Origin of the sequence: Mesorhizobium delmotii, assembly GCF_900149755.1 — a bacterium.
GTDB lineage: Bacteria > Pseudomonadota > Alphaproteobacteria > Rhizobiales > Rhizobiaceae > Mesorhizobium > Mesorhizobium delmotii.
Genome location: NZ_FUIG01000043.1, coordinates 45,709 through 71,605 on the forward strand (window position 1 = coordinate 45,709; position 25,897 = coordinate 71,605).

The following is a 25,897-nucleotide window of genomic DNA, read 5'->3' on the forward strand; positions in this document are numbered from 1 at the left end:
CATGCATACCGGATATCCTGCCGATCCCCGCGTCACTGCCGGCACCATCGCGCTTGCCGCTGTTGCGCTGCTGATCGGCGGAGCGTTCGCCGGGCTCATCGTCGAAGGCGCCCGCGACCCGTCCGGCGCCATGTCGGCCTTCGATTCCTACCTCTTCCGCGTCGCCCGTTTCACGCTGTGGCAGGCTTTGCTGTCGACACTGCTTTCCGTCGTGCCGGCGCTGTTCGTTGCGCGGGCGTTGTCGCGGCATCCGCGCTTCTTTGGTCGCGGCCTGATCCTGCAGCTCTTCGCCGTGCCGCTTGCGCTGCCGGCCATCGTCGCCGCACTCGGCATTCTGGCTCTCTATGGCCGTGCCGGCTATTTCGCCGGCGTGCTCACCGCGATTGGCGGTCAGGGCTGGCCGGGCATATACGGCCTGTCCGGCATCCTCGTCGCCCATGTCTTCTTCAATCTGCCGCTGGCCACGCGGCTGTTCCTTGAAGCGCTGACGACAGTGCCGGCCGACCAGTGGCGGCTGGCGAGCCAGCTCGGCATGGGCGCCAGACCCGCCTTCCGGCTGATCGAATGGCCGACGCTGCGCGCGGCGTTGCCGGGCGTCGCTGGGCTTGTCTTCATGCTCTGCATCACATCCTTTACCATCGTGCTCACGCTGGGCGGCGGGCCGCGTGCGACGACATTGGAGGTCGCCATCTACCAGGCACTGCGTTTCGATTTCGATCCTGCCCGCGCGGTGACGCTGACACTGCTGCAGATCGCGCTGACCTTCGTCGTTGTGCTGGCATTGATGCGGCTTGGCGCCAACACTGTCGGCGACGCCAATCTGCCGGTGGCACCGCGCCGCTATCTTTCGGCCGGCACGGCCGAGACCGTGCTGAACACAGCATTGATCGTTCTCGCATTGCTGTTCGTCGCCGGGCCGATGGCTGCCATGGTGACGTCAGGCCTTGGCGCCGATCTCGGCCGGCTGGCGGGCGAGATCGCGGTGCGGCAGGCGACGCTGACCAGCGCCGTGCTCGCCCTGCTGGCGGCGCTGCTTTCAGTGGCGCTGTCGCTGTCGCTCGTCATGGCACGACGGGCGCTGGCCTTGAGGCGTCGCGTCGGCGCCAGGACGCTGCTCGAATACGCCACCGATACCGGCGCCGGCTTCGTCCTCGTCGTGCCGCCCATCGTCATCGGCGCCGGCTGGTTCCTGCTCCTGCGTACTGTCAGCGACGTCTTTGCCATCGCCCCTGTCATGGTCGTCACCGTCAATGCGGTAATGGCGATGCCGTTTGCCATCCGCGCCATTCGCCCCGGCTATGATGCGGCGAGCGAACGCCACGAACGGCTCTGTTTGCTGCTTGGCATTTCGGGCTGGAACCGGTTCCGGCTGGTCGACTGGCCGTCGCTGCGGCCGCCGCTCGCCACCGGTTTCGCGTTCGCCATGGCTTTGTCGCTCGGCGATCTCGGCGTCATTGCCCTGTTCGGCAGCGACTCCCTGCAGACACTGCCTTACCTCTTGCTGGCGCGCATGGGCAGCTACCGCACGATGGACGCGGCAGGTCTGGCGTTGCTGCTCGGCCTGGTTTGTCTTGCGCTTGTCTTGGCCGCTGACTGGCTGGGGCAGGGAGAAAAATCATGATGCTCAACAGCGCGGAAAGCGGTACGGCTGTGCGGCTGGAAAAGGTCTCGTTCAGCTATCGTGAAGCGCCGTTTTTATTCGATGTCGAGTTCGCCGCCTCGAAGATCACAGCCATCATGGGGCCGAGCGGTTCGGGAAAATCGACGCTGCTCAATCTGGTGGCCGGCTTCGAGACGCCGCAATCGGGCCGCGTGCTGATCGGCGGCGCCGATGTCGGCACCAAACCGCCGTCGGCGCGGCCAGTGTCGATGGTGTTCCAGGAAAACAATCTCTTTGCCCATCTTTCGGTCGAACGAAATGTCGGCCTTGGCCGCTCGCCGTCGCTCAGGCTGACCGAGGGCGACCACACTGCAATCGCCGCGGCGCTCAAGCGCGTCGGCCTTGCCGGCAAGCAACAGCGCCTGCCGCACGAACTCTCCGGTGGCGAGCGGCAGCGCGTCGCGCTCGCCCGCGTCCTGGTGCGCGACCGGCCGGTGCTCTTGCTCGACGAACCGTTCGCCTCGCTCGGACCGGCCTTGCGCGACGACATGCTCGATCTGGTAGCCGGCGTCCATGCGGAGCGGCGCATGACGGTGCTGTTCGTCACGCATCAGCCGGAGGACGCCCACCGTATCGGCCAGGATATGGTGTTCCTGGACAATGGCACGGTTGCCGCAACCGGGACTGTCGCCGATTTTTTTACCAAGGCTGGACCGGAAGCCTTCCGGCGCTATATCGGTGCAGGTCCGTTTGGCGCGGGATCACGAGATGTTGCCCGGAAGCGGACATAATTTACGGCCAAACCGGCTTCAGGCGATGTGGTGCTTGCTTGCCATGGTCAAAGTAGTGTGACTAGGTCCTCCGATACTGGTCCGGCATAGGTTGTGATTTGCCACTACGGTGTGCCATGCGTGCTCATGGCCGCGAAGGACGCTGTGGCAGTTGATTGTGCGCATGATCCTTTCTGAAAATCGATGCCCGATTTTCGGGGCCATGTGCTGAGACCCGAAAGGAAGCTGTTCTGCCGACCGGCACCGACAGAGTGAGAAGGAAACCGCTGGCGCGCTTCCTCGCGCTGGCCGGCTTTGCCATGGCGCTGGCAAGCTGCCAGATGTTCACGCCTCCGGACGTTCAGGAATCCGGCTTCCAACCTTCCAGCAAACCGATCACGGTCGACAATGTCGCCGCCAACAGCAAGCTCGCCGAAATGGCGAAGGCGCAGCATCCGCGCATACTCGCCACCTATGGCGGCGAGTATTCCGATCCCAAGCTCGAGCGCATGGTCGCCAAGGTCGTCGGCAGCCTGACCGTGGTGTCGGCCAACCCGAGCCAGACCTACCGCATCACCATCCTCAATTCGCCCAACGTCAATGCTTTCGCGCTGCCGGGCGGCTATCTCTACATCACGCGCGGCCTGTTGGCGCTGGCCAACGATTCGGCCGAGCTCGCCGCGGTCATCGCGCATGAGATGGGCCACGTCACTGCAAACCACGGCTTGCAGCGCCAACAGCTCGAGGCTGAGGAGGGGTTTGCAACCAAGGTCGTCTCCGACGTGCTCGGCGACAGCCCGACCGCCAAGGCGGCACTGATCCGCGGCAAGCTGCGGCTTGCCCAGTTCTCGCGCAATCAGGAGCTTGAGGCCGATGGCATCGGCATCAAGTCGATCGGCGAGGCGGGCTTCGATCCCTTTGCCGCCGGCCGCTTCCTGCAGTCGATGTCAGCCTACACCGATTTCCGCTCGATCAGCGGCGCCACCGACGCCAGCCTCGACTTCCTGGCGACGCATCCCAACACGCCGCAGCGCATCGATCTGGCGCAGCGTCATGCCCGCCAGTTCGGCGCGCCCGGCGTCGGCACGCGCGACCGCGACGCCTTCCTCGCCGGCATAGACGGCCTGCTCTACGGCGACACGCCGGAGGAGGGCTATGTGCGTGGCGAAACCTTCCTGCATCCAGGGCTCGGCGTGTCGTTCTCGGTGCCCGACGGCTTCATCATCGACAACTCGGCCGCGGCGGTGACGGCAACCGGGCCAGGCGACATAGCGATTCGCTTCGACGGCGTTTCGATCGACAAGAGCCGCTCGCTGACCGACTACATCCGCAGCGGCTGGGTGGCCGGTCTCGACGAAAGCAGCGTGCGCCAGGAAACGATCAATGGCAACGACGCGGCGACGGCGCATGCCAGTGCCGAGGGCTGGCAGTTCGACATCGCGGTGATCCGCGCCGGTGGCCAGGTCTACCGGCTGCTGACGGCTGCCCCTTCGGCCAGCGCCTCGCTGGGTGCCGTGGCGCGCTCGGTCAGCGGCTCCTTCCGTATCTTGAGCGCGGCCGAGAAAGCGGCGCTGAAGCCGCTGCATATCCGCGTTGTCACGGTGCGGCCCGGACAGACCATGGGTTCGCTGGCCGCGCAGATGGTCGGCGTCGACCGCAAGCTCGACCTGTTCAGGGTGCTAAATGCGATGTCGCCCGGCGCAGCCGTTTCGGCCGGCGACAAGGTCAAGATCATCACCGACAAATAAGAGTCAGGCGGCGGTCGCCAGAAACTCGGGGTTTTGCTTCACCAGCGCCACCTTGAGCTTTTCCATGGCGCGTGCCTCGATCTGGCGGACGCGTTCCTTGGAGATGCCGAGCGCCTCACCGAGGGCTTCGAGCGTCGCGCCCTCGTCGCTCAGCCGGCGCTCCTCGATGATCCTGAGCTCGCGGGCATTGAGCGCGCCAAGCGCCGTTTTCAGCCAGACAGAGCGGCGTTCGACATCGATCGTGTCGCCCACGACCTCGTCCGGCAAAGGATCGTCCGAAACCAGGAAATCCATTCGCTCGGTGGCGCCCGCATCGTCGGCGAGTGGCTGGTTGAGCGAGCTATCCGGTGCCGAAAGGCGGGAGTCCATCATCGCCACGTCAGCCTCGGAGACGCCGAGCGCGACCGACACCTCGCGATAGAGCGAGGTATTCGAGATCGGCTCGGCACCGTTCGCCAAGCGGGCGCGCAGGCGCCGCAAATTGAAGAACAACGCCTTTTGCGCCGAACTGGTGCCGCCACGCACGATCGACCAGTTGCGCAGGATATAGTCCTGCATCGAGGCGCGAATCCACCATGTCGCGTAGGTCGAAAACCGCACCTCGCGTTCCGGTTCGAAGCGGGCCGCCGCCTCCAGCAGGCCGACATGGCCTTCCTGGACCAGATCGCCGAGCGGCAGACCGTAGTGGCGGAATTTCGAGGCCATGGAAATGACCAGACGCATATGTGCCATGGCGATTTGGTGCAGCGCCTGCTGGTCGTTGTCTTCCTTCCAGCGCATCGCGAGAAGATGCTCTTCGTCGCGCTCAAGATAGGGGGCTTTCATCGCCGCGCGGACCATGGTTCGCCCTGCCATATCTTCCATCATGCCACGCTCCCTGTTCCGGGCGTTGCGGTGCGATCGCTCGAACCCTAAGCTGGCATCGTGGTTGAATTGGCGACGCCGCGCCCTACAACAGCCAAGAACGTGCCACGCGGGTGAATGGTTCCGCCACTGATGTCGCGTGGCTTGCACTGCCGAAAGCTCGTTGCGGTGGTCGCTACGTGGTCGGTTGGCGCGACTCGATGTGGTTTTGAGAATTGGATTTCGAAAGCGTCTCATTTTTGAAATCTGGTTCCTTATTTCGCCAGCCTGCATCTGTCAGTTTCCGGCGCTCACAAATGCGGCGGACGCCGGCCAATGACGGGATCACAGAAAAATGAAATGGCTCAATTCGCTTATCGTCGCCGCAACACTGCAGGTACTGGCCGTCACATCAGGCCATGCCGGCGCCAATCTCGAGCAGATCAAGCAGGCCGGTGTCTTCAAGGTCGGCACGGAGGGTACCTATGCCCCCTTCACCTATCATGATGCCTCGGGCGCATTGGTCGGCTTCGATGTCGAGATCGCCAAGGCGATCGCCGAGCGCCTCGGCGTCAAGGCCGAATTCCTCGAAGGCAAATGGGATGGGCTGATCGCCGGCCTCGACGCCAAGCGCTATGACGCCGTCATCAACCAGGTCGGTATCACCGAGGAGCGCAAGGCCAAGTATGATTTCTCCGATCCCTATATCGCGTCCAAGGCGGTGCTGATCGTGCGCGGCGACAATACCGACATCAAGAGCTTTGCCGACCTCAAGGGCAAGAAGGCGGCGCAGTCGCTGACCTCGAATTTCGGCAAGCTCGCCGAAGCGAACGGCGCCGAACTCGTCGGCACCGATGGTTTCGACCAGTCGATCCAGCTGCTTCTTACCGGCCGTGCCGACGCCACCATCAACGACAGCCTGTCCTTCCTCGATTTCAAGAACCACAAGCCCGACGCCAATGTGAAGATCGCCGCGCAGGAAGAAAACGCCGACTATTCCGGCGTCCTCGTGCGCAAGGGCGATCCGGAACTGGTCGCCGCCATCAATCAGGCGCTGGCCGATATCAGGGCCGACGGCACCTACCAGAAGATCGCCGACACCTATTTCGGCCAGGACGTTTCGAAGTAAGCGCATTTCACGGAGCGGGCCGGTTGTTGGCCCGCATGGCAGGTATCGCGGCGAGCTGTCTTTGACGGCCGCCGCTTTTCGCGTGATATGACGGCCGTATGATCGCGCTTCGATGCTGCCGGGGCGGTTTTGGGCGGCAATCTCGCAAGGAGGGTTTTCGTGCCGCACTGGCTGCAACTGACGCTGGACTCGTTGCCCACGCTGCTATGGGCCGCGCTGATCTTCACCGTGCCGCTAACGCTGCTGTCGTTCGCATTCGGTCTCTTCGTAGGACTGGTTGCGGCGCTCGTCCGGCTGTTCGGCCCGAAGCCGCTGGTCGCCGTGGTCCGCTTCTACGTCTGGATCTTCCGTGGCACGCCGCTTCTGGTGCAACTCTTCCTGATCTTCTACGGCCTGCCTTCGGTCGGCATCCTGCTCGACGCTTTTTCAGCTGCGTTGATCGGCTTCACGCTCAACATCGGCGCCTATACGTCGGAGATCATCCGCGCCGTCATAGGCTCTGTGCCGAAGGGGCAGTGGGAGGCGGCCTATTCGATCGGCATGACCTGGGGCCAGGCGATGCGGCGCACGATTCTTCCGCAAGCAGGCCGCGTCGCGGTGCCGCCGCTGTCAAACACCTTCATCTCGCTGGTCAAGGATACATCGCTGGCCGCCGCCATCACCGTGCCGGAGATGTTCCAGGCGGCGCAGCGCATCGTCGCCACCACCTATGAGCCGCTGATCCTCTATGTCGAGGCGGCGGCTCTCTATCTGGCGCTGAGCTCGGTGCTGTCGGCGTTGCAGACGCGCTTGGAAAAGCGGCTCAACCGCTATGGCGGCTTCCTAGAGGCGCGCTCATGATCGGTCTTACTAACATCGAGAAGCGCTTCGGCGACAATCTTGTGCTGAAGGGCGTGACGGTCACCATCGAGGAAGGCAGCGTCACCGCCCTTGTCGGTCCCTCGGGCGGCGGAAAAAGCACGCTTCTGCGCTGCATCAACCTGCTCGAGATCCCGACTTCGGGCACAGTGCGCATCGGCGACGACGCGCTCGAATTCCACCCCGGCAGCAAGGTTTCCGGCAGGGCCATCCAGCGCCTGCGGCTGCAGACCGGCATGGTGTTCCAGAATTTCCAGCTGTTTCCGCACCGCACGGCAATCGAAAATGTCATGGAGGGGCTGGTGACGGTGCTGAAATGGCCGGTCGAGCGAGCGCGCGAGCGGGCGCTCGCTCTGCTCGAAAAGGTCGGCATGGCGCACAAGGCCGATGCCTGGCCGGCGACCCTGTCAGGCGGCCAGCAGCAACGCGTGGCGATTGCCCGGGCGCTGGCGCCATCGCCGAAAGTGCTGCTGTGCGACGAGCCGACCTCGGCGCTCGATCCGGAACTGGCTCAGGAGGTGGTCGACGTGCTCAGCCAGCTCGCTCGTGAGGGCACCACCATGGTGATGGCGACGCATGATTTGCGCCTCGCTTCGAAGATCGCGCAGGAAGTGGTGTTCCTCGACGCCGGCGCCATCATCGAGAAAGGCCCCGCCGCTGTTCTGTTCAGCAATCCGGAGCGGCAGCGAACCAAGCGGTTCATCGCGACGCTGAAGCAGGAGGCGGAGAAGGAAGGCGGCGGCGAAGGTTAATGCATGTCGCCCAAACTGCGTAGCGGTTTTGGGATAACGACATGCATAATAAGAAAAAACCCGGCGCGAGGCCGGGTTCTTCCAAATTCGAAGGCGAGATGCGCTCAGGCTGCTTCTTCCTGCTCGGCTTCTTCGTTGTCGGCCTTGGCGCCGCGCTTCGGACCCTTGTTGAGATTCACCTCGATGAGGCGCACCGCTTCGGTTTCCGACATGCGGTTGACGGCCGCGATCTCGCGCGCCATGCGGTCGAGTGCCGCCTCATAAAGCTGGCGCTCTGAATAGGACTGCTCCGGCTGGTTGTCGGCGCGGTAGAGGTCGCGCACCACTTCGGAGATCGAGATCAGGTCGCCGGAATTGATCTTCGCATCATATTCCTGGGCGCGGCGCGACCACATGGTGCGCTTGACGCGGGCGCGGCCCTGCACGACCTTCAGCGCGCGATCGACATAATCCTCTTCCGACAGCTTGCGCATGCCGATGGAGGTCGCCTTGGCAACCGGCACTTTCAGACGCATCTTGTCCTTCTGGAAGTCGATGACGAACAGTTCCAGCTTGTGGCCCGCAACTTCCTGCTCATCGATCGAGACGATCTGGCCGACGCCATGCGCCGGATAGACGATGTACTCGCCGGTCTTAAAACCGTGACGCGCTGCGCTGGACTTCTTCTGCGGGGTGATTGTTGCCATTACGCCATGAACTCCTTGGTGTGGTACCGGCACTCTGCCGGCCGAACTCGCGCGATCGGGTAACCGATCGTTAGCCGCACAACTACGAACCCACCGGAAAAGCCGAGGCCGGCAAACCGCATGATTGCGACTGCCTGCCCCAGATCACTCTGGTCCGGATTGAGAAATTCACCTTTCAGTGATTTGGGGCGTTTGCGCCATAAATCGACGTTGTGTCACCGGCATGTTTGGTTCATGTAGCACAAAAAGTCGGAAGAATCAAGGTTTTGCTGCACGCGCGAAGGCCATGCGCCATCGCCGCCTGTGAAGGCAGTTAATGTACCATGCCTTTTACGCGGCGTTATGCTGGCTGAAACAGCGGTCTTGTCAGTCGCCCTCGCCGGGCTCGGGAGAGAAATATTTCTCGAACTTGCCGGCCTCGCCATCGAAGGATTTGGCGTCGGCCGGAGGCTCCTTCTTGGCGGTGATGTTGGGCCATTTATCAGCGTATTCGGTGTTGATCTGCAGCCATTTGTCGAGACCCGGCTCGGTGTCGGGCTTGATCGCGTCGGCCGGGCATTCCGGTTCGCAGACGCCGCAGTCGATGCATTCGTCGGGATGGATGACGAGCATGTTCTCGCCTTCGTAGAAACAGTCGACCGGACAGACCTCGATGCAGTCCATATATTTGCATTTTATGCAATTGTCGGTCACGACATAGGTCATCGGTCGGCTCCGGGACGTCCCGTTTTTGTTAGGCTTTTTTGGTGAGGTAACGTCTTTGGCCGCCGCTTGCAAGGGGAGCCATTGCGCGCGATACCGGTGTTTCCGGAATGGAATTCCAGAGGGGCGATGCGGCGAAAGCCGGTTATGCGTCAGTCGTCGCCGAACAACCGGTCGGTCTCCCGGCGTTCCTTCTTGGTCGGGCGGCCGCTGCCGGCATCGCGCAGCGCGGGAATCACATCGGCAACGGCCTCGCCCTTCGGCGCGGGCGGCGGCGACATATCCTCGTAGAGCATGCGCGCTTCTTCGGCAGGGCCGCGCCGGCTTCCCGTGCCGAGCACCTTCCAGACGAAGATGCGCCGCTCAAGAGTGATGGTCAGGACATCGCCGGCCCGGACCAGATCGGAGGCCTGCGCTGCTTTGTCGCGATTGATGCGGACGCGTCCGGCCACCACCAGCTTCGCTGCCAGCGAGCGCGATTTCACCGCGCGCGAAAAGAACAGCCATTTGTCGATGCGCTGGCGGCCTTCGGCGACCATCGGAGCGAGCGAACTTACTTCTTCAGCTGGTCGCGCAACGCGGCGAGCTTGGCGAATGGAGAATCCGGGTCGAAGCGCACGGGACGCTCCTCGCGAGGCTTAGGCTGGAACGCGGACTTTCCACCTGGTGCGCCACCCTTGCCGTCCTGCCTGCCGCCCTTCCAGTCCGGCCGGCTTTCGCGACGATCGGGACGCTCGCCCTGCGGCTTGCCGTCGCGCCGTTCCCCTGCCTCACCCTGAGGCTTGGGCTTGAACTTGCTGCGGTCGAAGCGCGGCTTGCCGGCGCCGTCGCCGTCGCGGCGTCCTTGATGGGGGGGCCGGCTGCCTGGAGCGCCGGCCGGTTGTCCGCCGGTGGCATCTGCCGGTGCGTCGCCACGGCCATCGCGGGCGGCTTGCCCGTTGCGCGGGCGATTGTCCCTGTCACGGGGCCGGCTGTCGTGGTGGCGGTGGCGCGGACGCTGGTCGAAGCGGCCCTGCCGCCACAACAGGATGGGTTTTGGTTCTTCGGCCTCTTTCTCGGCCTCTGGAGCAGCCTCGCCGGTGGCGGCTTCCGCTGTCGCGGCAGGTTCGGCCGACACGGCTTCCGTTGCGGCCGAGGCTTCGAAAGCCGGCTCCGCCGGGGCGACCTCAACCTCGGTGGCTTCGGGTTCTGCCTCTGGCTGAGCCGCGGGTACCGCAGACATTTCAGCTGCGGCTTCGGCTGGAGGCAGTCCCTCTACCGTGACCTCAGCCGGAGTTTGCTGCTGAGCTTCTGCGACAGGTTCCGCGGGCGCTTCGGCTGTGGCCTCTGCCACGGCATCCGGCTCCGAACTCTCGGCCGGCGCCTCGGCGGCTGCGTCCGCAACCGCGGCGTCCGCTGCCTTGGCCTGCTCGGCTCGCGCAGCTTCTTCCGCCTCCTGCTTGGCCGCGGCGGCTTCACGCGCGGCATTGTCCTGTGCCTCGAGCCGCGCCCTCACCTCGACTGCCGGCTTCGGCTCCGCTCGGTAGCCGAGGCCTTTCAAAATCTCTTCCATGTCGTCGGCCGTAGCGCCGAGGATCGACATCATCGGCGGCGTCACCATGAAAGACTGACCGTCATAGGCGCCGTCGGGCCGCTGACCGAGGCCCGGCTTCCAGTTGGTTGCGGGCCGGATCAGGTCGGCCAACCGTTCAAGGATGTCGACGCGCACCGCGCGACGGCCGAGATTGCGGTAGCCGGCCAGTTTGTAGAAGGCCTTGTCGAACGTGGGATCGATGACCACCGAGGTGCGGCCGGAGGCCAGCGCGTGGACCACATCGCCAAAGCCGGGCTTGTCCTTGCCGTCGTTCTGCAGCGCCCACAACAGCGTCACCAGTCCGGCCGGGGCCGGCTTGATCAGCGCGGGCACGAAGACGTGGTAGGCGCCGAAGCGCACGCCGAGCCGGCGAAGGGCGGCGCGGCCTTCCTGGTCGAGCGACTTCATCTCCTGGGCGATGTCGCGGCGGTTGATGAGGCCGAAATGCTCGACGAGCTGGAAGGCAATGCCGCGGCCGATGCCGGTGATCTGCTCGGCGTTCTTGAGGTCGACCAGCGGCTTCAGCAAGGACTCGATCTGGAAATTGACGAAGCGCTCGGCGCGCGCCGCGACCTTGTCGCGGGCTGGTCCGGTGAGCTGCTCGTCGGCAAGCAGCACAAGGCGCGGCTTCAACGGCTCGTCGCCTGCGACCAGCGTGCCGATCGGCGCGCCGATCCAGCGCAGCGTGCCGTCGGAGCCGAGCGCGATGTCGCCATTGGCCGAGGCGCCGAAGCGTTCGGCCCGCGCCTCGAATTCGGCTGCAAGCGCCTTCTGGGCTGCTGTGCGCACTGCCTTGGCGTCCTCGCCGCCGGCGCTCTGGTCGGCGGTGAAGCGGAACCCTTGCAACTCGCCGACATGATGGCCTTCGACGAGGACAGTTCCGGTTGGGCTAATTTCGGCTTCAGGCATGGTATTTTCTCTAAGGCGCCGCATGAGGACGGAAGTCCTGCGGTCTACGAAGCGTTTCGTCAACCGCTCATGCAGCGCATCCGACAATCTGTCTTCGATTTCGCGCGTCTTTTCCTGCCAGTGTGCCTGATCGGCCAGCCAGCCGGGCCGGTTGGAGACGAATGTCCAGGTGCGGATCTGGGCGATCCGGTGCGACAGCGTGTCGATGTCGCCCTCGGTGGTGTCGGCACGGCGCACCTGCTCGGCCATGTAATTCTCGTCGACATGGCCATGCCTGGCAAGGTCCATGTAGATCGAGGCGATCAGGTCGGCGTGCTGGGCAGGCGCGATCTTCCTGTAGTCGGGAAGGGCGCAGGCCTCCCACAACAGCGCCACGCGCTTGGCGTTGGTGGCCAAGGCCCGGATATCCTCGTCGCGGGACAAATGCTCGAGCGCCTGCGCATCCACCGCCGGCAGCGCACGCGTCAGGCCTTCGACCGGCGCGTTGGTCTCGGTGGAGCGCTTCAGCGCATCGAGGCTGGCGAAATCGAAATGCGCGGTGCGCCATTGCAGCACTTTCACCGGGTCGAACTCATGCCCTTCGATCTTCTTGACCAGATCTTCGTCGAGCGGATCGACCTGGCCGGTGACGCCGAAAGTGCCGTCGCGCAAGTGCCGGCCGGCGCGGCCGGCGATCTGGCCGAGCTCGGCCGCCGTCAGGTTGCGATACTGGTAGCCATCGAATTTACGGTTTTGAGCGAAGGCGACATGATCGAGATCGAGGTTCAGGCCCATGCCGATCGCATCGGTGGCGACCAGGTAATCGACATCACCCGATTGGAACAGCTCCACCTGCGCGTTGCGAGTGCGGGGTGATAGCGCGCCGAGCACGACGGCCGCACCCCCTTGCTGGCGGCGGATCAGTTCGGCAATCGCATAGACCTCGTCGGCGGAAAAGGCGACGATCGCCGTGCGTCGCGGCAGGCGGGTCAGCTTCTTCGAGCCGGCATAGGCGAGATGCGACAGCCGTGGCCGGGTCACCACCGACACGCCCTTCAGCAGACGCTGGAGGATGCCGTGCATGGTGGCTGCGCCGAGCAGCAATGTCTCCTGGCGGCCGCGCAGATGCAGGATACGGTCGGTGAAGATGTGGCCGCGCTCGAGATCGCCAGCCAGCTGCACCTCGTCGATGGCGACGAAGGCGGCGTTGGTCTCGCGCGGCATGGCTTCGACGGTACAGACCGAATATCTGGCACCGTCGGGCTGGATCTTCTCCTCGCCGGTGATGAGCGCCACCTTGTGAGCGCCGACCTTCTCGCAGACGCGTGAATAAACCTCGCGGGCGAGCAACCTGAGCGGCAGGCCGATGATGCCGCTTTCATGCGCCACCATGCGCTCGATGGCGAGATGGGTCTTACCGGTGTTGGTCGGCCCGAGCACGGCAGTCACGTCGCGGCCCGAGAGGATCAGCGGCTCAATATGTTTCGGCGGGATGTTCATCGACCTGGAAATCAGGCTCTCTTCTTCGCGTTGTCGGGAGCGCGCCCCGTGGCGGCGCGTGTGACAGTCGACACATAGGGATTTCGAGTGCGAAGCGAAAGCGGAATGTTCCGACGGCAGCTCGAAGGCTCTCGTCTGGTGTTGTCAACTGGTCCTGATTAACAGTTGGAACGAGTCTGGAACGAATCAGCTACGAATCGCTGACTCTTGCTGATTCAGGTTTTGTTCACGGCTACATCTGGATTTTTTGCCGACGAGTCTCACCACATGCTGAATCGCCGAACTGGCCCGATTCATGCAGGGCGGATGTCCTCCTTAACAGTTGCCGGTGAACGATCGGCGCAGGCCGGCGGGCATCACCCAACATTATGAAATTATTGATCTTTCCTAACGCGCCTTTACGGTTTGAGGGATGTTTTCAGCCTTTGTCGTTAACCTTCCGGTCAAAGCCGGAACGAAACGGCGACGAATCAGCGCTGACGGGTGTTTCCCGGTTTGTTCACCCCAATATGTTGTGTCGTGAACAGGTTTTCCACCTGTTATCAACAGGCGAGGAACAGGGTTTTGCACAGGCTGTGCGGCCGCCGTTAACTTTTGCGTGCCGCTTCGGCACAAATCGGTGTCACGTCCGTCGGTCGGCGCAGTCGCGCAGGACCAAACTCCAGGTTCAAGAAACGTCCTCTCCCACGGCATAGCGCTGCAAAATAGGGCCGACGTTCTGAATGATTTCATCGTGGGACAGGGCGACGACGGGCGGAAGCCGCAGCAGGTATCGGCACATCGCCAAACCCAGCAACTGGCTCGAAACGAGCCCGGCACGTCGACCCGCGTCGGCGGGATCAGCGACCGCCGCAACCACCGGCCTGACCTGGTTGCCAAATACGTCACGCAGCTTTTCGGCGGCGAATTCGTTCGACGTCGCCGAACGCAGCAGAATTGCCATGCCAGGACCGCTGGCCGCGCCCTCCCAGATTTCGAGAAAACGCCTGATCAGCGTTTCACCGATGGTGTTTCGGTCGATTACCCGAAGTGCCGGCAATTGCAGGTCGACGACCGCCGCCCTGGCGAACAGCTCGTCCTTGCTGCGGAAATAGCGGATCACCATGGCCGGATCGATCGAGGCATGCGCCGCGACGTCGCGGATGGAGGCGCCGTCATAGCCGTGCTCGGCGAACAGGAGCCTCGCGGCCTCGAGGATTTGGGAGCGCGTGCGGTCCGACTTGCTGGGTTTCTTCGGCTGATTCTCGGTCATGAAAATTCATATGCCAACGGCCGTTGACAAATGCAATAGCTTCGACTAGAAAGTCAACGATCGTTGACAAAATGGAGAAAAAAATGTTGCCCGATACAACGGAAGTCCTGATCATTGGCGCCGGCCCGACCGGCATGGCGCTGTCCATCGTGCTGCACCAGGCCGGTGTCGATCATGTTCTGATCGACAGGCTGGCACAGGGCCTTCAGACCTCGCGGGCTGGCGTCATCCACGCGCAGACGCTGGAAACGCTGGAGCCTCTCGGCGTTACGCAGCGGCTGAGCGAACTTGCCCTGAAGCTGCAGAATTTCGCCATCCGCGACCGCAATCGGGCGCTGCTCAAGCTCGATTTCGGCAAGCTTCCGTCGAGGCATCCTTATCTGATGATGCTGCCTCAGAACCTGACCGAGCAGGTGTTCGCCGAACGGATCGCAGCCCTGGGCGGCGTGATTCACCGCACGGTCGAGGCCAAGGCGGTCGTTCAGGATGCTGACGGCGCGCGCGTGACGGTGGTCGAGAACGGCCGCGAGAAACTGATATCGGCACGCTATGTCGTTGGTGCCGACGGCATGCAAAGCCTGGTGCGCAGGTCGACCGGCATCGAGTTCGACGGCGCGGCCTATGACGCTTCGTTCGTACTCGCCGATGTTCGTCTCGACTGGCCGGTTGGGCCGACGGAAGTGTCGCTGTTCTTTGCACCGGCCGGGCTGGTGGTGGTGGCGCCGCTTCCGGACGGATCGTACCGGGTCGTCGCGACAATGGATGACGCACCGGAAAAGCCCGAGATCGCCGACATCCAGGCGCTGCTCGACAGCCGTGGACCGACCAAGAAAAGAACCCGGGTGCTCGACCTGTCGTGGAACTCGCGTTTTCGTGTGCATCACCGCCTGATCCGCTCGTACCGCAAGGACCGATTGTTCCTCATGGGCGATGCCGCGCACGTGCACAGCCCGGCGGGAGGACAAGGCATGAACACCGGCATCATCGACGCGGTCGTGCTTGGCCAGTTGTTTGGCGACGTGATGAACGGCGTGCGCCCGGAAGCCGAGCTCGACCTCTACGAAACGCTGCGCCGCCCGGCGGCCCAAGAGGTGCTTGAACTGGCGGGCACGATGACCGACATGGCGCTTACCCGCAGTTCGGTGAAGCGGTTCGTCCGCAATCTCGTGCTTTCGGTGCTGAACCTCAATCCATTCCTGAAGCTTCGTATCGCATTGAAACTGTCAGGCCTCAGCCGGGCGCCGCTTGCCCGCCTGCCGGCACCTTCGCGCGAGCCGATCGCCCAGACCAAGCCTGCAGCCGAACCAGGGCTGAAGCTTGTCGCCTGACAGCCGCTACTATCCGGTTCCGACGCCTCAGGTGATGTACTGGCCGCCATTGGCGGAGATGGTCGAGCCAGTGATGAAACCGGCATCGTCGGAAGCGAGGAAGACGACGCAGCGTGCGATCTCTTCCGGCTCGCCGAGGCGGCCGACCGGGATCTGCGGGATGACGCGTTCGTTGAGCACCTTCTCGTCCATCGCCCTGACCATCTCGGTAGCGATATAGCCGGGGCAGATGACATTGACGGTGATGCCGGCCCGCGCTCCTTCCTGGGCGAGCGCCTTGGTGAAGCCGATGTCGCCGGCCTTCGACGCCGAATAATTGACCTGGCCGGTCTGACCCTTCTGGCCGTTGATCGAGGAGATGGTGATGACGCGGCCGAACTTGCGGTCGCGCATGCCGCCCCACAGCGGGTGGGTCATGTTGAACACGCCGGAAAGATTGGTGTCGACGACCTCTTTCCATTGCTCGCGCGTCATCTTGTGGAACATGGCGTCGCGGGTGATCCCGGCATTGTTGACCAGAACGGAGACCGGGCCGAGATCGGCCTCGATCTGCTTAATGCCGGCAGCGCAGGCATCGTAGTCGGCCACCGACCATTTGTAGACCGGGATGCCGGTCTCTGCCTTGAATTTCTGCGCCGCTTCGTCATTGCCGGCGTAGTTCGCGGCAACCTTGTAGCCGGCGGTCTTCAGGCCGATCGAAATCGCGGCGCCAATACCGCGCGACCCGCCGGTGACGAGTGCTACCTTTGTCATGGTTTCCTCCCTTTTTAATTCGTGAGTGGCGGGCGCTGAACGCTCTAACGGCGATTGAGCCCGTTCGCCACCGACTATTTCATGGCTTGGCTGGCGCATGAACCCCGAAAATCGAAATCGATTTTCGAAAAAGGATCATGCGCAAGTGCTACAGCCTCCTTTGCACGTCCCAAGGGACGCCCGGCGCTGTAGTCTGTCTTCAGAGTGCTTCCACGCACATGGCGACACCCATGCCGCCGCCGATGCACAGCGTGGCGAGGCCCTTCTTGGCGCCGCGGCGGCGCATCTCGTAAACCAGCGTGTTGAAGATGCGGGCACCTGAGGCGCCGATCGGATGGCCGATGGCGATGGCGCCGCCGTTGACGTTGACGATGGACGGATCCCAGCCCATGTCCTTGTTGACGGCGCAGGCCTGGGCGGCGAAGGCCTCGTTGGCCTCGACCAGGTCGAGATTGCCGACCGACCAGCCGGCCTTGGCCAGCGCCTTGCGCGAGGCGGGAATAGGCCCGGTGCCCATGATCTGCGGATCGACGCCAGCGGTCGCCCAGGACACGATGCGCGCCAGCGGCGTGATGCCGCGCTTTGCGGCTTCCGCCTCGGTCATCAGCAGCACGGCGGCGGCGCCGTCATTGATGCCGGAGGCATTGGCGGCGGTCACCGTGCCGTCCTTGTCGAAGGCCGGTCTTAGCTTGGTCATGGCGTCGATCGTGGCGCCGTGGCGGATATATTCGTCCTGGTCGACTGTCGTGTCGCCTTTCTTGCCCTTGACGATGAAAGCCACGATCTCGTCTTTGAACTTGCCGGCCTTCTGTGCGGCCTCTGCCTTGTTCTGGGAGGCCAATGCGAGCCCGTCCTGGTCCTCACGGGTAATCTGGAACTGGCGAGCGACGTTTTCGGCGGTGTTGCCCATGTGGTAGCCATTGAAGGCATCCCAAAGCCCGTCCTTGATCATGGTGTCGATCATCTTGTAGTCGCCCATCTTGACGCCGGCACGCAGGTGTTGAGCGTGCGGGGCCAGCGACATCGATTCCTGCCCGCCGGCGACGATCACCCTGGCGTCGCCGGTGGCGATCTGCTGCATACCGAGAGCAATAGCGCGCAGACCTGAGCCGCAAACCTGATTGAGGCCCCAGGCGGTGGTTTCCTTTGGCAGGCCGGCATTGATAGATGCCTGGCGGGCGGGGTTCTGGCCCTGAGCCGCGGTCAGCACCTGGCCGAGGATGACCTCGTCGACCTCCGTCGGCTCGACACCGGCGCGAGACAACAGTTCCTTGATGACCACGGAACCAAGCTCATGCGCCGGGGTGGCGGCAAAGGCGCCGTTGAAGGAACCGACGGGCGTGCGTGCCGCACTGGCGACAACGATGGCAGCGGACATGTTCTTCTCCAGACTTCGAGGCATCGAGTTTTTGGAATCGTCAGGGCTTTTCTTGCCCTTTCAATGATCCAAGTCAAACCGGAAATGGGCATGTCGGCCATGCGCCGCAAGCAGGTTGCGCATCGTCATGGAAACAGCCCGTCCGTTGCTGCGCAGCATTTTTAGCCCGCCCTGCAGCATTAAATGATCCCGCAGTGCACAAAGCACTTGGAATTGCGACGCTTTTGCGCATATCCTTGAAAAGGCGCAATCGTTACCGGCAGCTTACTCAAGTGCGCCGGTGTCCCGGGAGGATGCTGATGGCCGCGAAAGACGAACCGATTATCATCAAAAAATATGCCAATCGCCGCCTCTACAACACCGGCACCAGCACTTATGTGACGCTCGAGGACCTTGCCGAAATGGTCAAGAAGGGCGAGGAGTTCACCGTCCAGGACGCCAAGACCGGCGACGACATCACCCATCCTGTGCTGACCCAGATCATCTTTGAACTGGAGAACAAGGAGGGGCAGAACATGCTGCCGATTCCGTTCCTGCGCCAGTTGATCGCCTTCTACGGCGACCAGATGCAGATGATCGTGCCGAGCTTCCTCGAGCAGTCGATGATCGCCTTCTCAAAGGAACAGGAACGCTTCCGCGAGCAGATGAAGGGTGCCTTGGGCAAGTCGCCACTGGACATGATGAAGATCGCCACGCCGATCAAAGCGCTGGAAGAGCAGACGCGCCGCAATATGGAGATGTTCCAGAACGCCATGCGCTTGTTCACGCCCTTTCCACCCGCAGGCTCGAATGGCTCTTCCGCAGCGCCGGCGGAGCCGGCCAGGAAAGAGACGTCGGAAAAACCTGACGACCTTCAGGAGTTGAAGGAACAGATCGCCGCCATGCAGCGCAAGCTCGACACCATGTCGTGATCGCCGGCCGGACCAAACCCGGCCAAAATCTCTCATCAGCAGACCGTGTCAGCGCATCTCCGCCTCGAATGAGGCTGAGGGCCTCCAGCCACCTAAAGCGCGTCGCGTTTGACCGGCCTCATGCGACGCGCTTTAGGTGTTGTTTTTATGCATGTCGTTATCGCAAAACCGCTGCACACTTTTGCGCGACATGCATTATTTCGTCGTCACCGTCACCAGCGCGGTAACGGGTTTGCCGTCCACAAGAATGGGCTTGTGATGATCATCGGCAAGTAGCACGCCGATCACGTGCTTGCCGGCGGCATCCGGACAATGGCCGAAACGAGCCTTGATAAGATCGCCGCCAAAGTCGCTGTTCATGCTGTTGTACGGCTTGCCGGGGATGTTGCAGGTATCTCCGGTGGGATCGATCTTCAAATGCACGTGGCCGCATTGGCCGACGCCGTCGCATTCACCCGCTGGCAGCAGCGTGAAGTTGCTCCTGACGATGACGCCTATCGCCTTCTCGGGATCGTTGCCGAGTTCGATGACCGAACCGGCCACCGGCCAGACGATCTGCAGGGTTGGCCGATCTTCGGCCTGGGCAGACCCGAGCGACAATAAAGAGAAAGCGAGGACAGTCGTTGCGATGATGCGAAGCATGGTAACCTCCGTTGACGTTGTAATCACTGATTACATACGAATCGCTCGGGCGCAAGAAAATAATCGGTGATTACATTTCGGCCTCGTGCTATTGGGCAGGCATGACCAACCCCACGGATTCCGGCGACGCCGCCAACCCCAAGCGCTATCATCACGGCAATCTGGTCGAGGCCTTGATCGCTGCTACCGTGGAGATCATCGAAGAGCGCGGAGCAGAGCATGTCTCTGTGCGTGAGGCCGCAAAACGTGCCGGCGTCTCGCCCGGCGCGCCATTCCGGCATTTTCGGTCGAAAACAGCACTGCTGACCGCAGTCGCCGAACAGGCCATGAACCGGCTGACCGAAGCCGTTGCCGATGCACAGTCCAAAGTCGACAGCGCAGATCCCATCGTGGCCTTCGAAGCGATCGGACAGGGCTATCTGGAATGGGCGATCAGCAATCCGACGCATTTCCAGATCATAAGTTCTCGAACGCTGATTGATTTCGACGCGTCGGATAGTCTTCGTGATCAGAATGAAACCGTTCGCCGGAAGATGATCGGCCTGCTGACCCAAGCGCAACAACAAGGTCGGCTTGCTCCGGACACCGACTTCGATCATCTGGTGCTTGCCGCGCGCGCGTTTGTCTACGGGTTGGCGCGGATGGCGATCGATGGTCATTTTCCGGAGTGGCATCCGTCCGAGCCGCCATCGCTCGCCGCGCGCAGAGCTCTCCATCTTTTCATGAGCCGGATTTCATCCAAAACGCAATCTCAGGAGCACCTCGAAGTGGCTACGCGGGATCGCTGACAAACTGTTTTCACACCGTCTGTCAGGGCACAACTTCGAGTGAGGGTGTCCTCATTCATGACAAAAATTTCATGTCATCGCCAATCCGCGCCGCTGTTCTTGCGCCGCACGAGACATATATGCTGCACTGCAATATGCTTCCGTTAGCACCTTACTGAAGGATTTCGCCTTGCCCAGCAGAAAAACCGCCATCGTCACCGGTTCCACCTCGGGCATCGGCCTGGCCATCGCCCATGCGCTCGCGGCGGACGGCTGCAATGTCATCGTCAATTCCTTTTCCGACACTGCCGACGACCGGGCCATCACCGATGCGATCGCCAAACATCACGGCGTGAAGACCGCCTATATCAAGGCAGACATGTCGAAGCCGGCCGAATGCCGGGCTTTGATCGAGAAAGCAGCCGAGACGTTCGGCTCGGTCGACATCCTGGTCAACAATGCCGGCATCCAGCATGTCGCGCCGGTGGAAGAATTTCCCATCGAGAAATGGGACGCGATCATTGCCATCAATCTGTCGTCGGCCTTCCACACCATCGCTGCCGCGATCCCGCTGATGAAACAAGCCGGCGGCGGCAGGATCGTCAACATCGCCTCGGCCCACGGGCTGGTCGCCTCGCCGTTCAAGTCGGCTTATGTCTCGGCCAAGCACGGCATCATGGGGCTGACCAAGACGGTCGCTTTGGAACTGGCGCGCGACAAGATCACCTGCAACGCGATCTGCCCCGGCTATGTGCTGACGCCGCTGGTCGAGGCGCAGATCCCCGACCAGATGAAGGCCAACAAGATGGACCGCGACACTGTGGTCCGCGAGGTCATGCTCGAAAAGCAGCCGACCAAGGAGTTCGTCACGGTCGAGCAGGTTGCCGCTGCCGCGGTGTTCCTGTGTTCGGATGCGGCAGCGCAGATCAACGGCACTCATATTTCGGTCGACGGCGGCTGGACCGCCCAGTGAATTTGAGCGTGCGAACAAATCTGGCCGACAAATCAAGGGCAACGCCATGACGACGAACGGCAAGGTGGAGGAGCCCAAGAAGATCAACGTCGCGCTGCAGGGTGGCGGCTCGCACGGCGCCTTCTCCTGGGGGGTGCTCGACCAGCTGCTGGAGGACGGGCGGCTCGACATCGCGGCGGTTTCGGGCACCAGCGCCGGCGCCATGAACGCGGTGGCGCTGGCCGACGGCTTCATCCGCGGCGGCGTCGAGGGCGCGCGGCAGAAGCTCGACGATTTCTGGCGCGCGGTGGCGCGGAAGGGCCGGTTCAGCCCGGTGCAGCGCATGCCGTGGGACGTGGCCTGGGGCAATTGGTCGATCGAGAACACACCAGGCTATCTCTTTTTCGACACCATGTCGCGGGTGTTTTCGCCCTATGTCGCCAACCCGCTCGGCCTCAATCCGCTGCGCGACGTGATTGAAAAGGAGATCGATTTCGGCAATGTGCGCGCCTGCAAGTCGATGGAACTGTTCATCTCCGCGACCAATGTCGAGACCGGGCAGTTACGCGTCTTTTCCGATGGCGAGATCGACCTCGACACGGTGATGGCGTCGGCTTGCCTGCCGCAGCTGTTCCGCGCCGTCGAGATCAAGGGGGTGCCCTACTGGGATGGCGGCTATGGCGGCAATCCGGCGCTGTTCCCGTTCTTCAAGACGACTGCCACCGAGGACGTGCTTTTGGTGCAGATCAATCCGGTGGTCCGCGAGGGGACGCCGAAGAGCGCCAACGAAATCCAGAATCGCATCGACGAGATCACCTTCAACGCCGGACTCTTGCGCGAATTCCGCTCGATCGCCTTCATCAAGGAGCTGATTGCAGCCGGCCGGCTGCCGCATGGCGAATACCGCGACATCCGCATGCACCGCATCGATGCCGACGAGGCGTTCAAGGACCTGTCGGCATCGTCCAAGGTCAATGCCGAATGGGCGTTCCTGACCTATCTGCGCGACCTTGGCCGCACCGCCGCCAGCGACTGGCTGGAGGAGAATTACGACGCCGTCGGCAAGCGGCCGACGCTTGATCTCTCAGGCGAACTCGATGACGGCTTCAAGCCGGTGCGTGGTCCGGCACCAGGGCGGCGGGTCAAGGAGTTCCTCGCGGCACGCAAGAAGCCCGAAGCAGCGCGTCGCCGAGCCTGAGGCGTTTTGAATTGTCAGCTTTTTTGCAAGGCTAGATCGATCACCTTGATCAGCGCGGCCGCGGCCCGCCGCTGCTCGTCCGGATCGCTGATGCGCATCTTCATGCCTTCCAGCCCGTCGAGCAGCATGTCGGCCAGCAATTTTGCCGACAAGCCCTTGGCGGTGAGATCGACGCCATTGCGTCCGGCCTCGCTCTGGATCGCTGCGGCGATATGCTCGGCAAACCGGCTGCGCCAGCAGCCGATCAAGTCGGCGAGACTCGACTTCATGTCGAGGAGTTCGGCGCCATGCGGCGAGGCGTGGACGGTGCGCGTCATCGAGATCAGCGCTTCGTCGATGGCCCGCATCGTGCGCTCGGCAAATGGTTCTTCGCCGGCGAGTGCCGTTTTCGCCTGCTCGAGCGAGCGGGAGAGCAGCATCAACGCGATGGCGCGATAAATATCGGTCTTGTTCTTGAACTGGAGATAAAGCGCCGGCCGCGACATGTCGGCGGCACGCGCAATGTCGTCCATGGTGGTGCGGGCGAAACCATAGGCCAGAAACACCTTCATCGCGCTGTCCAGAATGCGGACGCGCTTGGGGTCGGTGGCGATGTCCTCGATCTCGATCATGGCGCGACTTTATCCTGCAAAAGCTCTGTTGACAAAATGACGTAATTTGTCAAGATGTATGAGGACGAAATGGCCGACCGTCCTTTTGCCTCGGGCTGTGGACGACAACAAAGGGTATCCCGATGCGCCTCACCGTCGACGGGCAGGCATTCGACGTCAATGCCGATCCCGAAATGCCGCTGCTGTGGGCGCTGCGCGATCTCATGGGCAAGACCGGGCCGAAGTTCGGCTGCGGCATCGCCGCCTGCGGCGCCTGCACGGTGCATGTCGACGGCCAGCCGGTGCGCTCCTGTTCATTGCCGGTCGGTGAGGTCACCGGCGCGGTCACCACGATCGAAGGCATCGGTACCGAAGGCAGACTGCATCTGGTACAGCAGGCATGGCTGGAAGAGCAGGTCGCCCAATGCGGTTACTGCCAGGCCGGCCAGATCATGAGCGCGGTGGCGTTGCTCGACGAGGTTGCCGACCCGACCGATGCCGACATCGACGATGCCATGGGCGGCAATCTCTGCCGCTGCGGCACCTACCCGAAGATCCGTGCGGCGATCAAAAGAGCGGTCGTGCTCAAGACGGCGGGGATCTGACCATGGCCAGTGTCGGAAAGATCGCCCGCCGCACGTTTCTCATCGGAGCGGCTGCCATCGCGGGCGGCATCGCTGTCGGTTATTATTACTACCGCAAACCCTACCCGAATCCGCTGGAAGGCTACCTCGCCGCTGATGAAGCGACCTTCAACCCCTATGTGAAGATCGGCGCCGACAACACCATCACCATCGTCGCGCCGCGCGCCGAGATGGGCCAAGGTATCTCGACGACGCTTGCTGCCATGGTTGCCGAAGAGCTCGATGTCGGGCTCGACCAGATCAAGGTCGAGCACGGCCCGGCCTCCTACGCCTATTTCAATGCGGCGATCCTGGAAGAGGGCGGTCCGTTCGCCTTCTTCGACGAAAGCATGACCGCGGAAATAGTGCGCGCCGGCATGGGCGTGGTCGGAAAATTCCTCGCCCTGCAAGGCACCGGCGGTTCGACATCGACGCTCGATGGTTTCGGCAAGATGCGGCAGGCAGGCGCCGCCGCGCGTCAGATGCTGATTGCAGCGGCCGCGCAAAAGTTCGGTATAGCTGCCGCCGATCTGGAAACGGCCAATGGCTCGATCCTGCACAAGGCGTCGGGCAAGTCGCTGACCTATGGCGCTGTCGCCGCGACCGCCGCGACGATGGCGCCGCCCGCGGAAATCAGGCTCAAAGACAAAGCCGACTGGAAACTGCTCGGCAAACCGCAAAGACGCATCGACATGCTGGCCAAGGTCACCGGGGCGCCGATCTTCGGCATCGACGTGACGCTGCCGGAAATGCTGTACGGCACGGTCAAGATGAGCCCGCGCTTCTGGGCCAAGCCGGTCAAGGCGGATTTCTCCAACGCCGAGAAAATGCCTGGCGTGATCAAGATCGTGCCGATCGACACGAATTACGGCCACGGCTTCGGCATCATCGCAGAAAACACCTGGGCGGCGTTCAAGGCGGCGGAGGCGATCGACGCCGAATGGGCCGATCCCGAATATCCGCTGGACAGCGCCGGCATTTCCGAGGTGCTGAAGCAGGCGCTCGGCACCAAAGGGTCGGTGATGCGCGACGATGGCGATGTCGATACCGCCTTCGCCGACGCGCCGCGCGAAAGGATCGTCGAGGCCGACTATGCGGTGCCTTATCTGGCACATGCGACGATGGAGCCGATGAACGCCACGGCGCGGCTGAAGGACGGCGTCCTCGACATCTGGTGCGGCAACCAGGCGCCGACCTTGGTGCGGCAGCTTTGCGCCAATGCTGTCGGCATTGAGCAGGACAAGGTCAGCGTCCACACCACCTTCATGGGCGGCGGCTTCGGCCGACGTATCGAGGTGGATTATGCGCTCTGTGCTGCGCTGATGGCGAAAGAAACGGCAGGCCGGCCAATCAAGGTGATTTGGACGCGCGAGGAGGACATGCGCCACGACGCCTACCGGCCGGCTTCGGTCGGCAAATTCCAGGCGCGGCTTGGCAACGACGGCATACCGTTCGCCGTCGACATGACAATCGCCTCGCCATCGCTGATAGCCAGCACCTTGCGCCGGTTGTTTCCCTCGATCCCGCCGCTTGGCCCCGACAAGTCCATTGTCGATGGGGCCTACGACCAGCCCTACACCATCCCGAATTACCGGGTCAGCGGCATTGCTGCGCCCGCCTCCATCCCGGTCGGCTTCTGGCGATCGGTCGGCTGCTCGATCAACGGCTTCTTTCATGAGGGCTTCATGGACGAGATCGCCACCGCCGGGAAAGTCGATCCGGTCGAACTGCGCAAGACGCTGATGGCTGCCTATCCGGCGGCGGTGAAAGTTGTCGAGAAGGTCGCCGCGATGGCGAAATGGGGCGAGGCGCTGCCCGCCGGCAAGGCCAAGGGCATGGCGTTCACGCTGTCCTTCGGCAGTTGGGTCGGTGAGATCGTCCAGGTCGCCGACACGCCGTCCGGAATCCGCATTGAGAAGGTGTGGATCGCCGCCGATGTCGGCACCGCGCTCGATCCTGATATCATCGAGGCGCAACTCGTCTCCGCCGCCATCTACGGCCTGTCGGCAGCGATGGGTCAGGAAATTACTTTCGCCGACGGCATGGTCGAACAGTCGAATTTTCATGACTACGACGCCATGCGCATCTCCCAGTGTCCGGCGTTCGAAGTCGCCATCCTGGAGAATTTTCACAAGATGGGCGGCGTCGGCGAAGTCGGCACGCCGCCGGCGGCACCGGCACTCGCCAACGCCATCTTCGCACTAGCAGGCAAGCGCATCCGGACACTGCCCTTGTCGAAGGAGGTGACCTTTGCATGAAGTATTGCCATCATGCTGACAGTTGCTGCCATGCTGTTTCGATGGCGCCTCCCCAGCGGCAGAGGAAAGCCAAGGCACGGCACCGATGACGGTCGATGCAGCCAAGACTTGCCCGAGGAACGCGGCCTAGCGGTTGCTTTCGCATCCGCGCTGCGCGGAGTGCGATGTCGCAGACGAACGGCCGCGCTGGTCCGGC

Annotated in this window: 23 protein-coding genes; 13 read left to right on the top strand and 10 right to left on the bottom strand. The window is 62.8% G+C overall.

Annotated features, from left to right (window positions below):
* The first annotated feature begins 1 nt into the window (after window position 1).
* From thiP to BQ8482_RS25665, 3 genes are all read left to right on the top strand, one after another.
* On the top strand, window positions 2-1,621 hold the full coding sequence (gene thiP / locus BQ8482_RS25655; RefSeq protein WP_123150149.1) for a thiamine/thiamine pyrophosphate ABC transporter permease: 1,620 nt from the start codon (window positions 2-4) through the stop codon (window positions 1,619-1,621).
* Window positions 1,621-2,391, top strand: a complete 771-nt coding sequence (thiQ, locus tag BQ8482_RS25660; protein WP_208867834.1) for a thiamine ABC transporter ATP-binding protein — start codon at window positions 1,621-1,623, stop codon at window positions 2,389-2,391. Before thiP ends, thiQ begins: the two co-directional genes overlap by 1 nt.
* Before the next feature lie 299 nt (window positions 2,392-2,690).
* Complete coding sequence (locus BQ8482_RS25665; RefSeq protein WP_165848722.1) at window positions 2,691-4,118, top strand: M48 family metalloprotease; 1,428 nt, start codon at window positions 2,691-2,693, stop codon at window positions 4,116-4,118.
* 3 nt (window positions 4,119-4,121) lie between these two features.
* Here the strand turns inward: BQ8482_RS25665 and BQ8482_RS25670 are convergent, their stop codons facing one another.
* Window positions 4,122-4,985, bottom strand: coding sequence for an RNA polymerase factor sigma-32 (locus tag BQ8482_RS25670; RefSeq protein WP_123150152.1), 864 nt, complete (start codon window positions 4,983-4,985; stop codon window positions 4,122-4,124).
* 331 nt (window positions 4,986-5,316) lie between these two features.
* Between BQ8482_RS25670 and BQ8482_RS25675 the strand changes: the two genes are divergently transcribed.
* The 3 genes from BQ8482_RS25675 to BQ8482_RS25685 all read left to right on the top strand — a co-directional run bounded on the left by BQ8482_RS25675 (window position 5,317) and on the right by BQ8482_RS25685 (window position 7,700).
* Window positions 5,317-6,090, top strand: a complete 774-nt coding sequence (locus BQ8482_RS25675) for an amino acid ABC transporter substrate-binding protein (RefSeq protein ID WP_123150153.1) — start codon at window positions 5,317-5,319, stop codon at window positions 6,088-6,090.
* 159 nt (window positions 6,091-6,249) lie between these two features.
* Window positions 6,250-6,930: an ABC transporter permease subunit gene (locus BQ8482_RS25680; protein ID WP_123150289.1), complete on the top strand. Its 681-nt coding sequence runs from the start codon at window positions 6,250-6,252 to the stop codon at window positions 6,928-6,930.
* A complete protein-coding gene (locus BQ8482_RS25685; protein ID WP_123150154.1) occupies window positions 6,927-7,700 on the top strand; it encodes an amino acid ABC transporter ATP-binding protein in 774 nt (257 codons plus the stop codon). Before BQ8482_RS25680 ends, BQ8482_RS25685 begins: the two co-directional genes overlap by 4 nt.
* A gap of 104 nt (window positions 7,701-7,804) precedes the next feature.
* Here the strand turns inward: BQ8482_RS25685 and BQ8482_RS25690 are convergent, their stop codons facing one another.
* From BQ8482_RS25690 to BQ8482_RS25710, 5 genes are all read right to left on the bottom strand, one after another.
* Window positions 7,805-8,386, bottom strand: coding sequence for a CarD family transcriptional regulator (locus BQ8482_RS25690; protein ID WP_027152934.1), 582 nt, complete (start codon window positions 8,384-8,386; stop codon window positions 7,805-7,807).
* 366 nt (window positions 8,387-8,752) lie between these two features.
* The gene (fdxA, locus tag BQ8482_RS25695) at window positions 8,753-9,091 is read right to left on the bottom strand and encodes a ferredoxin FdxA (protein ID WP_023762879.1); all 339 of its coding nucleotides are present in this window, start codon (window positions 9,089-9,091) and stop codon (window positions 8,753-8,755) included.
* Between the two features lie 149 nt (window positions 9,092-9,240).
* On the bottom strand, window positions 9,241-9,627 hold the full coding sequence (locus BQ8482_RS25700) for an RNA-binding S4 domain-containing protein (protein ID WP_123150155.1): 387 nt from the start codon (window positions 9,625-9,627) through the stop codon (window positions 9,241-9,243).
* Between the two features lie 14 nt (window positions 9,628-9,641).
* Window positions 9,642-13,049 carry a helicase-related protein gene (locus tag BQ8482_RS25705; RefSeq protein ID WP_123150156.1) on the bottom strand — a complete coding sequence of 1,136 codons (3,408 nt, stop codon included), beginning with the start codon at window positions 13,047-13,049 and terminating at the stop codon, window positions 9,642-9,644.
* A 667-nt stretch (window positions 13,050-13,716) separates the two neighbouring features.
* Complete coding sequence (locus BQ8482_RS25710) at window positions 13,717-14,301, bottom strand: TetR/AcrR family transcriptional regulator (protein ID WP_123150157.1); 585 nt, start codon at window positions 14,299-14,301, stop codon at window positions 13,717-13,719.
* An 83-nt stretch (window positions 14,302-14,384) separates the two neighbouring features.
* On the opposite strand from BQ8482_RS25710, the gene BQ8482_RS25715 reads away from it, so the two are divergent.
* Entirely contained in the window at window positions 14,385-15,629 is a 1,245-nt protein-coding gene (locus tag BQ8482_RS25715) for an FAD-dependent monooxygenase (RefSeq protein ID WP_123150290.1), read from the top strand.
* Window positions 15,630-15,656: 27 nt separating this feature from the next.
* Here BQ8482_RS25715 and phbB read toward each other — a convergent pair whose 3' ends face one another.
* On the bottom strand, window positions 15,657-16,382 hold the full coding sequence (phbB, locus tag BQ8482_RS25720) for an acetoacetyl-CoA reductase (protein ID WP_065011280.1): 726 nt from the start codon (window positions 16,380-16,382) through the stop codon (window positions 15,657-15,659).
* 199 nt (window positions 16,383-16,581) lie between these two features.
* Window positions 16,582-17,760 (bottom strand): acetyl-CoA C-acetyltransferase, encoded by a 1,179-nt coding sequence (locus BQ8482_RS25725; RefSeq protein WP_123150158.1) that lies wholly within the window; start codon window positions 17,758-17,760, stop codon window positions 16,582-16,584.
* 299 nt (window positions 17,761-18,059) lie between these two features.
* On the opposite strand from BQ8482_RS25725, the gene phaR reads away from it, so the two are divergent.
* Entirely contained in the window at window positions 18,060-18,671 is a 612-nt protein-coding gene (phaR, locus tag BQ8482_RS25730; RefSeq protein WP_123150291.1) for a polyhydroxyalkanoate synthesis repressor PhaR, read from the top strand.
* 195 nt (window positions 18,672-18,866) lie between these two features.
* Here the strand turns inward: phaR and BQ8482_RS25735 are convergent, their stop codons facing one another.
* Entirely contained in the window at window positions 18,867-19,313 is a 447-nt protein-coding gene (locus BQ8482_RS25735) for a hypothetical protein (RefSeq protein ID WP_123150159.1), read from the bottom strand.
* 101 nt (window positions 19,314-19,414) lie between these two features.
* On the opposite strand from BQ8482_RS25735, the gene BQ8482_RS25740 reads away from it, so the two are divergent.
* The 3 genes from BQ8482_RS25740 (at window position 19,415) to BQ8482_RS25750 (ending at window position 22,230) form a co-directional block, all read left to right on the top strand.
* Entirely contained in the window at window positions 19,415-20,101 is a 687-nt protein-coding gene (locus BQ8482_RS25740) for a TetR/AcrR family transcriptional regulator (protein ID WP_123150160.1), read from the top strand.
* A 169-nt stretch (window positions 20,102-20,270) separates the two neighbouring features.
* Window positions 20,271-21,053, top strand: coding sequence for a 3-hydroxybutyrate dehydrogenase (locus tag BQ8482_RS25745; RefSeq protein ID WP_123150161.1), 783 nt, complete (start codon window positions 20,271-20,273; stop codon window positions 21,051-21,053).
* 46 nt (window positions 21,054-21,099) lie between these two features.
* Entirely contained in the window at window positions 21,100-22,230 is a 1,131-nt protein-coding gene (locus BQ8482_RS25750; protein WP_123150162.1) for a patatin-like phospholipase family protein, read from the top strand.
* 14 nt (window positions 22,231-22,244) lie between these two features.
* Here BQ8482_RS25750 and BQ8482_RS25755 read toward each other — a convergent pair whose 3' ends face one another.
* Entirely contained in the window at window positions 22,245-22,841 is a 597-nt protein-coding gene (locus BQ8482_RS25755) for a TetR/AcrR family transcriptional regulator (RefSeq protein WP_123150163.1), read from the bottom strand.
* 122 nt (window positions 22,842-22,963) lie between these two features.
* On the opposite strand from BQ8482_RS25755, the gene BQ8482_RS25760 reads away from it, so the two are divergent.
* Together BQ8482_RS25760 and BQ8482_RS25765 are read left to right on the top strand one after the other, a co-directional pair.
* Window positions 22,964-23,425: a (2Fe-2S)-binding protein gene (locus tag BQ8482_RS25760; protein WP_123150164.1), complete on the top strand. Its 462-nt coding sequence runs from the start codon at window positions 22,964-22,966 to the stop codon at window positions 23,423-23,425.
* A gap of 2 nt (window positions 23,426-23,427) precedes the next feature.
* On the top strand, window positions 23,428-25,701 hold the full coding sequence (locus BQ8482_RS25765; RefSeq protein WP_123150165.1) for a xanthine dehydrogenase family protein molybdopterin-binding subunit: 2,274 nt from the start codon (window positions 23,428-23,430) through the stop codon (window positions 25,699-25,701).
* Window positions 25,702-25,897 lie beyond the last annotated feature (196 nt).

Excerpts from the sequence above, each read along its gene's own strand:
- thiP (WP_123150149.1), top strand. The coding sequence starts at position 2 with ATGCATACCGGATATCCTGCCGATCCCCGCGTCACTGCCGGCACCATC.
- thiQ (WP_208867834.1), top strand. The coding sequence starts at position 1,621 with ATGCTCAACAGCGCGGAAAGCGGTACGGCTGTGCGGCTGGAAAAGGTC.
- BQ8482_RS25665 (WP_165848722.1), top strand. The coding sequence starts at position 2,691 with ATGGCGCTGGCAAGCTGCCAGATGTTCACGCCTCCGGACGTTCAGGAA.
- BQ8482_RS25670 (WP_123150152.1), bottom strand. The coding sequence starts at position 4,985 with ATGATGGAAGATATGGCAGGGCGAACCATGGTCCGCGCGGCGATGAAA.
- BQ8482_RS25675 (WP_123150153.1), top strand. The coding sequence starts at position 5,317 with ATGAAATGGCTCAATTCGCTTATCGTCGCCGCAACACTGCAGGTACTG.
- BQ8482_RS25685 (WP_123150154.1), top strand. The coding sequence starts at position 6,927 with ATGATCGGTCTTACTAACATCGAGAAGCGCTTCGGCGACAATCTTGTG.
- BQ8482_RS25690 (WP_027152934.1), bottom strand. The coding sequence starts at position 8,386 with ATGGCAACAATCACCCCGCAGAAGAAGTCCAGCGCAGCGCGTCACGGT.
- fdxA (WP_023762879.1), bottom strand. The coding sequence starts at position 9,091 with ATGACCTATGTCGTGACCGACAATTGCATAAAATGCAAATATATGGAC.
- BQ8482_RS25700 (WP_123150155.1), bottom strand. The coding sequence starts at position 9,627 with ATGGTCGCCGAAGGCCGCCAGCGCATCGACAAATGGCTGTTCTTTTCG.
- BQ8482_RS25705 (WP_123150156.1), bottom strand. The coding sequence starts at position 13,049 with ATGAACATCCCGCCGAAACATATTGAGCCGCTGATCCTCTCGGGCCGC.
- BQ8482_RS25710 (WP_123150157.1), bottom strand. The coding sequence starts at position 14,301 with ATGACCGAGAATCAGCCGAAGAAACCCAGCAAGTCGGACCGCACGCGC.
- BQ8482_RS25715 (WP_123150290.1), top strand. The coding sequence starts at position 14,385 with ATGTTGCCCGATACAACGGAAGTCCTGATCATTGGCGCCGGCCCGACC.
- phbB (WP_065011280.1), bottom strand. The coding sequence starts at position 16,382 with ATGACAAAGGTAGCACTCGTCACCGGCGGGTCGCGCGGTATTGGCGCC.
- BQ8482_RS25725 (WP_123150158.1), bottom strand. The coding sequence starts at position 17,760 with ATGTCCGCTGCCATCGTTGTCGCCAGTGCGGCACGCACGCCCGTCGGT.
- phaR (WP_123150291.1), top strand. The coding sequence starts at position 18,060 with ATGGCCGCGAAAGACGAACCGATTATCATCAAAAAATATGCCAATCGC.
- BQ8482_RS25735 (WP_123150159.1), bottom strand. The coding sequence starts at position 19,313 with ATGCTTCGCATCATCGCAACGACTGTCCTCGCTTTCTCTTTATTGTCG.
- BQ8482_RS25740 (WP_123150160.1), top strand. The coding sequence starts at position 19,415 with ATGACCAACCCCACGGATTCCGGCGACGCCGCCAACCCCAAGCGCTAT.
- BQ8482_RS25750 (WP_123150162.1), top strand. The coding sequence starts at position 21,100 with ATGACGACGAACGGCAAGGTGGAGGAGCCCAAGAAGATCAACGTCGCG.
- BQ8482_RS25755 (WP_123150163.1), bottom strand. The coding sequence starts at position 22,841 with ATGATCGAGATCGAGGACATCGCCACCGACCCCAAGCGCGTCCGCATT.
- BQ8482_RS25760 (WP_123150164.1), top strand. The coding sequence starts at position 22,964 with ATGCGCCTCACCGTCGACGGGCAGGCATTCGACGTCAATGCCGATCCC.
- BQ8482_RS25765 (WP_123150165.1), top strand. The coding sequence starts at position 23,428 with ATGGCCAGTGTCGGAAAGATCGCCCGCCGCACGTTTCTCATCGGAGCG.